Consider the following 13,574-nt stretch of genomic DNA (forward strand, 5'->3'; position numbering starts at 1 on the left):
AATCAAAGGGGTTTGGTATGCAAAAGGTTAGAATGATTGCCCAAGGCAGGGTGCAGGGTGTTGGTTTTCGCTGGGGTGTTTATACTTTAGCTCTTGAAATCGGTGGTATCACTGGTCGTGTCTGGAATAACGATGATGGCACAGTGGAAATTCTTGCTCAGGCAGACTCCTCTGCAACTATGGCAAAATTTATCCAAGAAATCCGAAAAGGTCCGACACCTTTTTCAAAAGTTACCTATCTAGATGTACAAATGAGCAACTTTTCATCCTATTCGGACTTCAAAGTCGCAAATTAGGTCTCTAGAACTATTGTATATTTTACAAAAAAACAGTAGAATAGAAAGGTATAATTTTTAAAGAAGGAATGAAAACATTGAAATCTATTAAACGTTTTGCCCTCTCTGCTATGGGAGTGGCTATGCTACTCGTCTTGTCAGGCTGTGTCCAAGTAGACAAAGCAACAGGACAACCCACAGGATTGATTTGGAATACCATCGGAGCACCTATGGCAGAGGCCATCAAGTACTTTGCTACTGATAAAGGTCTAGGCTTTGGTGTGGCTATCATCATCGTAACCATCATCGTGCGTTTGATTATCTTGCCACTTGGTATCTACCAATCATGGAAGGCAACGCTTCACTCTGAAAAGATGAATGCCCTCAAACACGTCCTCGAACCACATCAAAAACGCCTCAAAGAGGCAACAACTCAAGAAGAAAAACTAGAAGCGCAACAAGCTCTCTGGGATACTCAGAAAGAACATGGCATCAGCATGTTCGGTGGAGTAGGATGTTTCCCTATCCTCATTCAAATGCCTTTCTTCTCTGCTATCTACTTTGCAGCCCAATACACTGATGGTGTAGCTAGCTCTACCTTCTTGGGTATCGATCTTGGTTCACCAAGTCTGCTCCTTGTCGCTTTCGCTGGTATCCTCTACTACCTCCAATCACTCCTCTCACTTCATGGAGTAGAAGACGAGATGCAAAGAGATCAACTAAAAAGAATGATTTACGTGAGTCCACTCATGATTGTCGTCTTCTCCCTCTTCGCACCAGCCAGTGTGACGCTTTACTGGGTTGTCGGTGGTTTCATGATGATTCTCCAACAGTTCATCGTTAACTATGTTGTTCGTCCAAAACTTCGCAAAAAAGTTCGTGAAGAATTTGCCAAAAATCCACCAAAAGCAAGTTCATTTTCAACTGGAGGAGGACGCAAAGATGTCACTCCAAACCAAGCAACTGCGATTATGACCAATAAGAAACATAAAAAACGCAATGCTGGTAAACAACATTCTAGAAAATAAGAAAAAAGCTTAGCTGAAATGCTAGGCTTTTTATCATCACAAAAGCCCGATATCTCCATCGGGCTTCTTTTTTTATCCATGAACACGTTTCATGTAGTCTTGGTAACTTTCTGTATCCATCAATTTCTTGGCATTCTTGACACGGTCTGCTGTGGGAGGTTTGACCCCTTCGAGCGAATAAGGAATTCCAAGTTCACGCCACTTGAACTCACCCATCGTGTGATAAGGCAAGATTTCAAACTTGTCAACATTTTTGAGGGTCTTGACAAACTTACCAAGTTCGATCAAATCCTCATCTCTATCTGTCAATCCTGGAACCAGCACATGGCGAATCCAAACAGGTTTCCCAATATCTGATAGGTACTGGGCACAGGCCAAGATGTTTTTATTGGTTTGGCTAGTGACAATCTTGTGCTGTTCTTCGTTGATTTCCTTGATATCCAAGAGAACCAAGTCAGTCACAGCCATGAGTTTATTAAACTTTTCGAGATAACGTGGTTTATTACGGAATGGAAGGGCACAGGTATCCAAGGTACAGTGGATTCCTTTTTCCTTGGCCTTGGTAAAGAGGGCAATCAAGAAATCAATCTGCAAGAGGGCTTCTCCTCCACTGACAGTGATTCCTCCTTTGTCTCCCCAGAATCCACGGTAGCGAAGGGCTTCTGACAAAACATCGTCTACTGTCCGTCTTCGTGATTTATTGGTCTCCATAGCCCATGTATCGGGGTTATGGCAGTACTGGCAACGCATCTGACAGCCCTGCAAAAAGACGATAAACCGAATCCCAGGGCCATCCACCGCCCCAAAACTCTCTGTCGAATGCACCATTCCTGTCACTTGTCCATAGTCAATTGTTTCTTCAGACATATCGTCACCTTCCTTGAAACCGTTTTATAGTTTTATTATATCACGAGTAAGGTGAAAAACAAGGTTTTTTTGTCTATTTTTTAGAAAGCAATCTGTTTTTCACTTTCATTTTCATTCCCTCTTAGTGATCTGGTTCAAAATCAAAACCATACAAGGTTGCGAAATAGTCCTCAGGACGCTCTGCACGGCGGATTTGGCGGGCTTTGCCTTCTTCGGTATAGAGGATTTCTGCCGATCGTAGTTTAGCATTGTACTGGTAACCCATGGAGAATCCATGTGCACCTGTATCATGAATCACCAGCAAATCACCGATTTCTGTATGAGGTAGCTCGCGATTCACTGCAAATTTATCATTGTTTTCGCAGAGTGAACCGACCACGTCTACCACCTCCACTGGTCCATCTGGATGGGTCAGATTGGTGATATGGTGATAGGCTCCATACATGGCTGGGCGCATGAGGTTAACTGCTGAGGCATCCACGCCCAGATAGGTACGGTAGGTTTTCTTTTTATGAGTGACTTTGGTGACGAGAACTCCGTGAGGTGCCAGCATAAAACGGCCCAATTCAGTGAAAATCTTGACCTGACCAAGACCTGCCGGCGTAAGGACTTCTTCATAAACCTTACGCACACCCTCACCAATCATCGCAATATCATTCGGCTCCTGGTCTGGGCGATAGTTGACACCGATTCCGCCAGAAAGGTTAATAAAGTCCAGTGAAATGCCCAATTTTTCTTTGATTTCCACAGCTAATTCAAAGAGCTGACGGGCCAACTCTGGATAGTAGAGATGGGTCACGGTATTTGATGCTAGGAAGGAATGAATCCCAAAAGTCCTAGCTCCTTTTTCCTTCAAAACAGCAAAGGCTTCAAAGAGTTGATCCTTGGTCATCCCAAACTTGGCCTCCCCAGGATTATCCATGATGTCTGTTCCTAATTCAAAGACTCCACCTGGATTGTAACGGCAAGAAATGATTTCTGGGACACCTGTCGCTCGCTCCAGATGTTCAATGTCTTCAAAGGCATCTAAGTTAATGGTCGCACCTAATTCATGGGCATAAGCGTACTCTTGGTCTGTCGTATTGTTTGATGAGAACATGATCTCAGGACCTGCAAATCCAAGTTTACGGCTCATCAGGAGCTCCACATAACTGGAACAGTCCACACCACAGCCTTCCTCTTTGAGGATTCTCAAGATGGCTGGGGTTGGGGTGGCCTTGACTGCAAAATATTCCTTAAAGCCCTCGTTCCAGGAAAAAGCTTGGTTAACCGCTCTTGCTTTTTCGCGAATTCCCTTCTCATCATATAAGTGAAACGGAGTCGGGAACTCTGCAACAATCGTTTCTAAATCTTCACGGTTGATAAATGGTGTTTTCATAAGCGTCCTTCTATTCTGTCTGCAAAGAAAGGCTGGGACAATCGTTCCAACCTTCAGTTCTATCTCTTATTTGTCTGCGTCAAAGATATTTCCAATCTCGACATCGATGGATTGGTTCTTAACATCAATATTGGTTACTTTCAAGAGTGACTTGTAATCGAACTGCTTTTCACGTTCTTCTTGGGCATTGTCTGCAAAGACTGCGACACCAGCTAGTTCAGAATCAAACTCACGCAAGAGACTAATCATCCCGTTGACAGTTCCTCCGCCTTTCAAGAAATCATCCACAATCAAGACACGACTGCCTGCCTTGAGGCTGCGTTTTGAAAGGAACATTTTCTCAATACGGTCACCACTAGAACCTGATACATAGTTGACGCTGACTGTTGAGCCTTCGGTAATTTTCAAGTCACGGCGCACAATGACAAATGGAACGTTGAGGACATTGGCAACTGCATTTGCGAGTGGCACACCTTTTGTTGCTACTGTCATAACGGCATCGATTTTTTGGTCCATAAAGCTCTTGGCAATGATGCGCCCAATATTTTTCAAAATGGCAGGTGTACTGAGCAAATCAGACAGGTAGATGTAGCCACCTGGCAAGATACGGTCACTTTCTGAAAGTTTATCACGCAAGTCTGCGATCATTTCTTTGGCTTCATGACTAGAGATTGATGGTGTAAAAATAACGCCACCACCTGCTCCCGTCACAGTCTGAATATGGCCGATTTCGATTTCCTCAAAGGCACGCTTGATAATCACGATATCCTCTGAGATAGAGGATTTAGCAGATTCGTACTTTTCTGCAAAGGTGTTGAGACTGGTTAGTTTGTATGGATTATTAATCAAATAGTTGGAAATGACAACCATCCGATCACTTCTTCTTAATTTCATTTTTATTTACCATTCCATTTAATTTTGATATTTTATCCATTATACCATATTCACATAAAAAAACGAACATTATTGTGTAAAAAATGCTCGTTTTTCTTAATTTATTAATCTAAATCTGGTTTATAGAAGGAACGATTGTCCATGGCGAAGATTTTGTTGGTCATTTCTCCTTTATCCACCAAAGCAAGAGCTGTTGTCATCATCATCATGCTGGCATCGAGATTATCGATCATATGAATAATCTCTGCCTCCATAATGCGTGGACGGACAGGACTACCATACTCTAGGAGACCATGATGACTGAGGATGACATGGCGCAGTAGCACCACTTCTTCTCTAGTATCATCGATGCCCAGTTCCATGACTGTCTTGGTAATTTCGCTATCGATGAGGGCTATATGACCGATGAGATTGCCTCGCACTGTGTACTCCGTCTGATCAGGACCGCTGAGTTCTAGAACCTTGGCCAAGTCGTGCAACATAATCCCGGCATAGAGGAGGCTCTTGTTGAGCTGAGGATAGATCTCACTAATAGCATCTGCTAAGCGCACCATGGTTGCCGTGTGAAAAGCCAAACCCGTTTCAAAGGCATGGTGGTTGGTCTTGGCAGCTGGATAGGAGTAGAATTCCTTATCATACTTGGTGTAGAGACTACGAACGATACGCTGCCAAACAGGATTTTCAATCTTGAAAATCATTTGCGACATATAGTCACGGATTTCCTTGACATCAACTGGAGATTTAACCTTGAAGTCAGCTGGATCGTTGGGTTCCCCAGGATGAGGCAAGCGAAGCGTGATTTGATTAACTTGAGGAGTGTTGTTATAAACTTCTCGACGTCCCTGCATGTGGACGACTTTCCCAGCGGTAAAGGCCTCAACGTTATGAGGTTGGGCATCCCAGAGTTTCCCTTCAATCTCGCCACTATCGTCTTGGAAGGTAAAGGCTAGGTAATTTTTCCCAGCACGCGTCTGTCTTAGGTCAGCTGACTTAATCAGGTAAAAACCTTCAAACAGCTCATCTTTTTTCATGTGACTAATCTTCATATTCTTCCTCATCTTCTTGGAAATGGAGTAGATCAAGCGCAGGCTCACCTTCTGATAATTCAATGTGACGGAGCGTCCGCTCGATAGCTGTGGTACGACGGTTTAATAATTCATCAATATTGCCAGAGGCATGTTGGAGATGCTTTTGTGCTTTGACCAGAATGCCACCAAACTTGCCAAACTCGGTCTTGACGCTGGCAAGAGTCTTGCTGATATGGTCGGCACTCTTTTGGATATTGAGAGTCTTGAAGCCAACTGATAGAGAGTTAAGCAGGGCTGATAGGGTACTTGGACCAGCAACAATAATCTGCTCCTCCCGTCTCAAATCATCAAAGAAGACCGGATTGCGGACGATCTCTGAGTAAAGTCCTTCTGTCGGAACAAACAAGACTCCAAAATTGGTCGTCCGCGGTGGCGCTATGTACTTGCTCTTGATATCCTTGGCAAAGCGCTTGACGCTTGCTAGGAGTGACTTACGACAGCGTTCGATTTCGTCCTTATCGCCTGCTTCATAGGCTTCTTCCAAGCGGTAATAATCCGCCAGTGGAAACTTGGAGTCAATCGGCAAATAGACATATTCCTGGTCGCCTTGGCCAGGTAACTTGATGGCGTACTCTACTCGCTCGCTAGAGTTTTCAACAGTTGCGTATTCTCGTTCGTACTGGGTAGGCGTCATGATGTCTTCGATGATTTGCCCCAGTTGCAATTCGCCCAGAATCCCTCGCGTCTTGGTCCCAGAGAGAACCTTGTTAAGAGCACCAACATCGCGGGCAACTGTCTGCATCTCTCCAAGACCACGATTGACAGACTCCAGTTGCTTGGAAACTGTCTCGAAGGAAGCCTGCAAGCGCGTCTGCAAGGTCTTTTCCAACTTTTCCTCGACTGTCTGACGCATTTGTTCTAAACGTTGCTCATTTGATTCCTGCAGAGCTTGGAGGCGTTGGTCGGTCTTGTCCCTAGTTTGCAACAGATTATCTGTCATTTCTTGACGGACTTGCGTCAGGCCTTGGTGCAACTCCATTCTCACTTCTTGCAAACGGTCGCTGACAGCCACTTCCAAGTCTTTTTGATCCAGCTGGCTGGCTTGTCTGGCTTGTTCAAAGCGGTAATCCAGTTGATCTGAAAGATTGTCTGCCTGATCCTCCAAACTCTTGGCTAGGTACTTGTCTTGCTTATCCTGCCTTTGCCAAATCAGAAAGAGTCCAGCTAGGTTGACAATTAATAATAGTAATAATACAGTCTCCATCCTACCTCCTGTCCTTGCTATGTAGCACGACGACATAACCATCTGAGCAAGTTACCGAAACTTCCCTATCTATATATTCGTTAGAAGCATACACTTTTTTAAAGAAAAAATTTTCCTCTGTCAATTCGTACTTGGCACCAAGAATAGTCAGCTGGCTATCCCGAACTGGCATAAAGGCTAGATAATCGTAGTCTGAACGGGGCTCTAGCTGACTGGTTCCTTCTGGACAATAGGCAATCAAGTTTTGCCCATCCTCAATCGCTATCTGGCGCATATAGGGTGCCAACTTGGGATTGCTAGGCAGAAAGACATTAGCCAGCATATGATCAATACGACCACCCAAAGCCCCAAAAATGGTCACTTGGCCTTGAGGATTTTTTTCAAAAATCGTTAAAAGTGCTAGTTCTAGATCCGTATCATCCTTTTCTGGCTGGGCTTGAACAAAGTGCTGGGCACGTGCATGAATCAACTGACATTCGTCTGCAGTCACCGAATCAAAATCCCCAACTGCTAGAGCCAGAGGCAGATCTTCTTCCAAGACCCAGAGCGAACCGCGATCCACACCGACAAAGCAATCAAAATCCGTCCGATAATGACCGCGATCTCCGCCGGCAAAAACAGCAACCCTAGTCCAGTTGTTTTCTGAGAGTTTGCACTCGTTCATTGACATCTCCCTTAAAGACATAAGATCCCGCTACAAAAACTGTTGCACCAGCTTCTTTGGCTTGAGCAATGGTCTGGTCATCAATACCGCCATCGACTTCAATCTCAAAGTCCAAGCCTTTTTCCTCACGAAGGGAAACCAACTCACGAACCTTGTCCATGGTTTCAGGCAGAAAGGCTTGACCGCCAAATCCAGGGTTCACTGTCATGACTAAGACTTGGTCAACTAGGTGAAGGACGTGCTTGATCGCCTCGATAGGTGTCCCAGGATTGATAACAACCGAAGGTTTAACACCGAGAGAGCGAATTTTTTGGAGGGCGCCATGGATATGAGGCGTTGCTTCTACATGGATACTGATGATATCCGCTCCTGCACGCGCAAAATCTTCTAGATGATGCTCAGGATTAGCTACCATCAAGTGGCAGTCAAAGACCATCTTACTATGTGGACGAAGAGCTTCAACCACACCTGCACCAAAGCTGATTTGCGGTACAAAATGACCATCCATGATATCGATATGGGCATATTCTGCACCAGTTGCTTCTAGGCGTTTGATTTCACGTTCAAAGTTGGCATAATCTGCTGCCAGAATTGACGGAGCAATCTTGTATTGAGACATAGGTTTCTCCTTATTTTGGAATTTTTTTGCTGACTTTTTTATAGGTTTCTCTGCGATTTTCAATCTCACTGAGAAATTGCAGGTAGTTATCAAAACGGAAGGATGCAATGATTCCTTCTTCAACAGCCGGCTTAACCGCACAGGACGGCTCATGGGTATGGGTACAAGTACGGAACTTGCAGTCTCGACTGACACTGGCAATCTCTGGAAAGGCCTGATTGAGGTCTTCAGCCGTTGACACTTCATAATCCAGCGATGAAAAGCCTGGTGTGTCTGCTATTTTACCCCCATTGAGGTTGTAAAAACTAACAGCTCGAGTGGTATGGCGACCGCGACCCAGACTGTCTGAGATTTCTCCTGTTTCAAGATTGAGATCTGGTGCGATTTTATTGAGGAGGGTTGATTTTCCAACACCAGTCTGCCCCATAAAGACTGTCACCTTGTTCGTCAATAGTGGCAAGAGTTCCTCTTTACTGGTCACAAAATCATAACCAATAGCACGATAGCTTTGTTGGAAAAAACTTAATTCTTCCCTATCTTCTAGCAAATCCATTTTAGAAATATAGACAACAGGATGGATGCCCTTGTGCTCCAAGAGAACCAAGAAGCGATCCAGCAAATTGCTATTAAAATCCGGCTCCTTAGCCGACATGATCACCACAGCTTGGTCAATATTGACAATGGGCGGACGGACCAGGCTATTTTTCCGTTCGTGAATTTTGAGGATATAACCTTCGGAATTTTCCTCTGCAGAAAAATCTACCCAATCCCCAACATAGGGCGTATGACCTTTTTTGCGGAAATTTCCACGCGCGCGTGTCTGATAGACTTGGCCATCACTCTCTACATAGTAGAATCCTGCCAAGGCTTTAATAATTTGTCCCTGCATCTTAGAGTCCTTGTCCTTTAAGCGCATCAGCTAGACTGGCAAACTCTTCCAAGCTAAGTGCTTCCCCACGCACAGATGGTGACAAGCCCGCCTGATCCAAAGCCTTGGTCAGCTTATCCTTGACTTCCTCAGTCTTTCCAAAATAGCCTGTCAAGTTATTCCACAAGGTCTTGCGACGATGAGTGAAGCTAGCCTTGGAAACCTTAAAGAAGAAGTTCTCATCTTTTACTGCTACAGCAGGCTCTGGACGGCGCACCATTTTTAAAATGGCTGAGTCCACGTTTGGGGCTGGCACAAAGACCGTACGAGGCACGATGAAGGCAACCTTAGCTGTCATATAATACTGCACAGCAATCGACAAACTACCGTAAGCCTTGGTGTTGGGTTGGGCTGAGATGCGATCCGCCACTTCTTTTTGCATCATGACGACAAACTCACTAAAAGGAATGCCACTCTCGATCAAGTGCATGAGAATAGGAGTCGTAATGTAGTAAGGCAAGTTGGCTACTACCTTGATTGGTAGGTCTGGATTTTTGAAACTCTGGATATGCTGCGCCAAATCCACTTTCAGAATGTCCTCGTTGACTACTGTCACATTGTCAAAATCACGCAGGGTATCTGCTAAAATCGGTACCAAACGGTGGTCGATTTCAAATGCCATAACCTCTGCCGCACGCTCAGCCAAAAACTCCGTCAAAGCACCAATTCCTGGCCCAATTTCAATGACATTAACCTGGTCATCAATCTCAGCTGTATCCACGATCTTTTGAAGAATATTGGTATCGGTCAGAAAATTTTGTCCGAAGGACTTTTTAAAGGTAAAACCGTGACGTTCCAGCACTGCCTTGGTCACGCTATAATCTGCAATTCTCATGTATTCTCTTTTCTATTTGTTAGCTAAAAACAATCTATAAACCCAAACAATTACCAACACCAAGAGAAACCAAAATCTCAAAGGAATATGGTACTCGTCATCTTTAGATTCGGCACCAGTCTCATCAAGCACTTGCTCATCTTCTTTGCGTGGTGCTAGCTTATTTTCTTGGCCTTGCACTTGCTCATCTTCTTTACGTGGTGCTTGCTCGTCTTCTTGATGTTGTTCTTGGTTCTCTTCTTGACCCTGTGCTTGTTTTTCTTCTTGGTCTTGTTTTTGATTCTCTTCTCGACCTTGTGCTTGTTTTTCTTTTGGGCCTTGCATTTTCTTCAATTCATCTTGGTATGCAACCGAGTCTAGAATATTATCTTCTGGCAATAATTTTGAGGCATAATAATCAGGAAATCCCATAGCAGACCAAATTATGTTCTTTTCTGTTAAAGAAAAATCCAATTCTTGGGGTTGATTTTCCTGAATGGCTCGGATATTTTTTATAAGCTTTCGCGAAACTGTAGTCAATCCATCCATATCAGCAACTTCTAAAACATCAAATCCTAGCATGTCACCTGCTTTGACATTTGCAAGAATATAGCGAACAAAATCATCATATAATTGCAAGGTCTGAGGAGCGTTCTTTTCTAAAAAGGAGCGGTTTTGGGTGGCCTTTTTCTGGAATTTTTCAATAGGAAGTAAGATATTAAATTTTTTCCATAGAATATTAGGCATTCGCACATCTTTTTCATCCCAAAATAATTGCCAAAAATAAGGAATGGTGTAAACTCCCTCCGTTAAAATACGTACATCTTTCCCGTTTTTTAAATAAATATAGCTTCTATTTGCCATATCGTTTCCTTTCACCATTTTTATGAAGGCTTTGCCTTCCGTCAAAGTCACTCCAAACAGGGCCAACTGTTTAGATTGCCTCTTGTGACCAAAAAGTCAATGCATATTGTTCTAATTTTCATTCATTATCTTTTAAGAAAATCATTTATTCTCTTTTCTAATAGGAACGGCGATATATCCAAACAAATTCATTTCCTCTAGAACTCTGATGAATCAGGTCTTTTAAATAGATATTGGGATTCGTCAGTTCTTTTGTTTCTGTATGATAGCTTGTTATTGTCTGCCCACCATGTCGGAGAAGCCACTCTGTATCCAATCTAGGCAAATATCTGTCCTTTTGAAGAAAATCACAAAATTCCTCTACTGTCATGTCCTCAGGAACTTCAAGTTCTACCTTGTGAGGCAGAACATCATCCCCCATACAGATAGACTCTCTATCAACGATTATTTTCATCTCTTGATCAGCCTTTAGCTCTTCCTTCTAGTTCCTCACTGAACTGTTGCATTTCTTTAAACGCTTTGTCACTGACATAAACACCCGCTTTATAATACTCAGTCTGGTTAATGGCATAGTCAAAGATTTCAATCATGCCTCCAGCGTTTTCAATCATCGCGCTCCAATTTTCATCGAAAACCATTCGCAAACGTTTCCAATCCGTAAACACTGAAACCGAATTTCGTCCATTTTTTCCTTCTCTAGTCGGAAGATTAAATGTAGCGGATTCTTCTAAAACATGAGCATTACTTTCCTGACTAGGTTCAGGAAATCCTGATGATGCATTTATAGGAAGAAGGAATTTAGCTTTTGGCATTGCCATTGAAAAGAACTTATAATAGAGTTTATAAATTAATTCTTCCTCTTCTGTAGTCGGTCTATCCATCTGTCCCATCAAAAGCATCCATCTCACAATATCAGGGTTCATAACAGGAACTTGTATCTCTGGCAAGCCTGAAAAATCTGGTTTTTGAACTAAAATAGAAGAACTTATACTAACTTCTTTGGTATTAAAGAATGCTCCTAAAGCACCATTCAAGTAAAAAGCTGTCCCAAGAAAATTCTCAATTCCTTTTTTATCTTCCGTATTTTCAATCCGTTTTACCACTTTTAGTTGGTTTTCAATTGTTTCCTTATACTGATGATACCAACGAGGGGTAAATAGCATAATCATCGGGTCAGTGCATAGATAGCCTTCGTCACCTCTATCATATGTAGTTGAGAAAAGATAAGGTTCCCCAGTATTTTCTGAATAAACTGCATAAATCAAATCTGCTTCTAGCAACTTGTCCTTGACAATTTCTGCTAGACGCTCTGACTTACGAGTATTTTCTTGATTACTCTCTTCACTTTTTGGTTTTTGACGGCAATCCCATAAAAAAGCCTGTAAAATTTCGATACTATCATCAAGACTAAGATTCTGATAGTCCTCATCGCTTACTTTACCTTCTTGAATAGTCACAAAAGTTCGATAGAGAGCATAAGCATAGCTAGATAAACGCTTTTTTTCAGCTACACCAGGACTATAGAGCACACTTCCCTTTTTTAACTTAGCTAGAGAGGGAAGCATATCGATCTCTAGATAAACTAACTCCTCATCTCTAAGAGATTCCACATCTTTGTTTTGGCAAGTAAGTTTTTTTACAACTACAGTTTCAAGAGTATCCATACCTTGATCGGGATTGCAAAACTGAAGACGATCACCAACTGTCAAACTCCCTTCCAAAGTCGCAGCAATCAGTAATTCCCTCTTTTCTTTCATTGGAAAGAAACCCAAAACTCCTAGACAAGCATCTCCTTTGGTTTCTTCTGTTGTCTTCTGTGCTTCTGTCTTTTTAAAAAAATCAAAAATTCCCATTGCTTTTCCTCATTAATTTCACCCAAGTGCTGATTTTATCAATTATCTTTTTTTATCAGGCATGGTATTGAGCATAGTTGAAGCATATGCTATTACCTCTATTGTAACACATTCCCTTTGTATTTTTGGGCTATCTGGTTATTGTTATCACTTTTCAGGACTCTCCAAACAGATTTCGATATCTAAATTTCTTTCCACTATTGAAGTAAGCATAAAATTTATTTTTTTAATTCTTTATAGATTGTCTCTTGAAAATGTCAGTTGTTCAAGTAAGGAATAGAGTTTTGCTTGCTCCTCTTCTTCGTAAGCAGATCTATTTGCTTTTACTTCCCTGCATTTCTCGTCATACAAAAAACCGTCATATCCATCTTCTGTAGATAAGGCTGTATAGACTTTGGCCATTTCTTCAGGGCTAATTGAAAATCTTGACTTGATTTTATACAAATTTTTCATAAAAGCACTGAGGTGATCATAGCGACGCATATCAACTTTGACATTGGTCACACGGATTGCCTGAACCTTGATACCTTCCCAATGTTTCCGCATATAAAGCGACAGCATCAACAAGGCCAGTTTATTCTGATAATAGGTCTTGGCAGGACTATAATGTTTTTGACCAGCTAAATTTTCAAAATCAAGCTTCATGAAAGGATAAAGCGCCAGCCCTTGGGAAGAAATATTAATAATCCGACCACTTTCTGACTTTTCTAACAAGCCCCTCAACAAGGTAGAAAGTAAAAAGGGAGCAACCACATTGGTCGCAAATTGCTTTTCTAATCCCTCCCTAGTCAGGATTGGCTTTTTGACCGATAAGTCAAAGTCAGCTGCATTGTTCATTAAAACATCTAAAGTCTCTTCTTTTTGGATATACTGTTCTACCGCTTTCTTGATACTCTCCACATCAGATAGATCAACCAAGATATAATCTACATGCGGATTTCCTGTTTGTTGACGGATTTTCTCACAGGCCTGCTCAGCAGCTTCTTTCCGTCTACAAAAGAGAGTCACTGACCAGTCCTTTTCAGCCAACTGTTTTGCAGCCTGATAGCCAATACCACTATTGCCACCCGTAATAATCACTTTTTTCATTTCTGACTC

The 13,574-nt window shown here is 42.5% G+C and carries 15 protein-coding genes; 2 read left to right on the top strand and 13 right to left on the bottom strand.

The features are described from left to right. The first annotated feature begins 17 nt into the window (after positions 1-17). Positions 18-296: an acylphosphatase gene (locus M1F63_RS08405; protein WP_001174620.1), complete on the top strand. Its 279-nt coding sequence runs from the start codon at positions 18-20 to the stop codon at positions 294-296. Between the two features lie 77 nt (positions 297-373). After that, positions 374-1,303: a membrane protein insertase YidC gene (gene yidC, locus M1F63_RS08410; protein WP_247941210.1), complete on the top strand. Its 930-nt coding sequence runs from the start codon at positions 374-376 to the stop codon at positions 1,301-1,303. A gap of 72 nt (positions 1,304-1,375) precedes the next feature. Here the strand turns inward: yidC and pflA are convergent, their stop codons facing one another. From pflA to M1F63_RS08475, 13 genes are all read right to left on the bottom strand, one after another. Beyond that, the gene (gene pflA / locus M1F63_RS08415; protein ID WP_247941195.1) at positions 1,376-2,170 is read right to left on the bottom strand and encodes a pyruvate formate-lyase-activating protein; all 795 of its coding nucleotides are present in this window, start codon (positions 2,168-2,170) and stop codon (positions 1,376-1,378) included. Positions 2,171-2,291: 121 nt separating this feature from the next. Further along, the gene (locus tag M1F63_RS08420; RefSeq protein WP_247941196.1) at positions 2,292-3,548 is read right to left on the bottom strand and encodes a diaminopimelate decarboxylase; all 1,257 of its coding nucleotides are present in this window, start codon (positions 3,546-3,548) and stop codon (positions 2,292-2,294) included. A gap of 66 nt (positions 3,549-3,614) precedes the next feature. After that, positions 3,615-4,442: a pur operon repressor gene (gene purR / locus M1F63_RS08425; protein WP_247941197.1), complete on the bottom strand. Its 828-nt coding sequence runs from the start codon at positions 4,440-4,442 to the stop codon at positions 3,615-3,617. 104 nt (positions 4,443-4,546) lie between these two features. Then, positions 4,547-5,488, bottom strand: coding sequence for a 3'-5' exoribonuclease YhaM family protein (locus tag M1F63_RS08430; RefSeq protein ID WP_247941198.1), 942 nt, complete (start codon positions 5,486-5,488; stop codon positions 4,547-4,549). Then, complete coding sequence (locus M1F63_RS08435) at positions 5,478-6,734, bottom strand: DNA recombination protein RmuC (protein ID WP_000450917.1); 1,257 nt, start codon at positions 6,732-6,734, stop codon at positions 5,478-5,480. The genes M1F63_RS08430 and M1F63_RS08435 overlap by 11 nt, the downstream gene beginning before the upstream one ends. Position 6,735: 1 nt before the next feature. Further along, the gene (locus M1F63_RS08440; protein WP_247941199.1) at positions 6,736-7,398 is read right to left on the bottom strand and encodes a thiamine diphosphokinase; all 663 of its coding nucleotides are present in this window, start codon (positions 7,396-7,398) and stop codon (positions 6,736-6,738) included. Next, positions 7,361-8,017, bottom strand: a complete 657-nt coding sequence (gene rpe, locus M1F63_RS08445; protein WP_044020195.1) for a ribulose-phosphate 3-epimerase — start codon at positions 8,015-8,017, stop codon at positions 7,361-7,363. The genes M1F63_RS08440 and rpe overlap by 38 nt, the downstream gene beginning before the upstream one ends. A gap of 10 nt (positions 8,018-8,027) precedes the next feature. Then, on the bottom strand, positions 8,028-8,906 hold the full coding sequence (gene rsgA / locus M1F63_RS08450) for a ribosome small subunit-dependent GTPase A (protein WP_247921089.1): 879 nt from the start codon (positions 8,904-8,906) through the stop codon (positions 8,028-8,030). A 1-nt stretch (position 8,907) separates the two neighbouring features. After that, the gene (rsmA, locus tag M1F63_RS08455; RefSeq protein WP_084849019.1) at positions 8,908-9,780 is read right to left on the bottom strand and encodes a 16S rRNA (adenine(1518)-N(6)/adenine(1519)-N(6))-dimethyltransferase RsmA; all 873 of its coding nucleotides are present in this window, start codon (positions 9,778-9,780) and stop codon (positions 8,908-8,910) included. A gap of 12 nt (positions 9,781-9,792) precedes the next feature. After that, positions 9,793-10,623 carry a dimethyladenosine transferase gene (locus M1F63_RS08460; protein ID WP_247921090.1) on the bottom strand — a complete coding sequence of 277 codons (831 nt, stop codon included), beginning with the start codon at positions 10,621-10,623 and terminating at the stop codon, positions 9,793-9,795. 157 nt (positions 10,624-10,780) lie between these two features. After that, positions 10,781-11,077 carry a hypothetical protein gene (locus tag M1F63_RS08465; RefSeq protein ID WP_000692386.1) on the bottom strand — a complete coding sequence of 99 codons (297 nt, stop codon included), beginning with the start codon at positions 11,075-11,077 and terminating at the stop codon, positions 10,781-10,783. Positions 11,078-11,084: 7 nt separating this feature from the next. Continuing rightward, complete coding sequence (locus M1F63_RS08470; protein ID WP_247921091.1) at positions 11,085-12,476, bottom strand: SseB family protein; 1,392 nt, start codon at positions 12,474-12,476, stop codon at positions 11,085-11,087. Positions 12,477-12,710: 234 nt separating this feature from the next. Then, a complete protein-coding gene (locus tag M1F63_RS08475; protein ID WP_247921092.1) occupies positions 12,711-13,565 on the bottom strand; it encodes an SDR family NAD(P)-dependent oxidoreductase in 855 nt (284 codons plus the stop codon). Positions 13,566-13,574 lie beyond the last annotated feature (9 nt).

It is taken from the genome of Streptococcus oralis (genome assembly GCF_023109155.1).
Classification (GTDB): domain Bacteria; phylum Bacillota; class Bacilli; order Lactobacillales; family Streptococcaceae; genus Streptococcus; species Streptococcus oralis_BZ.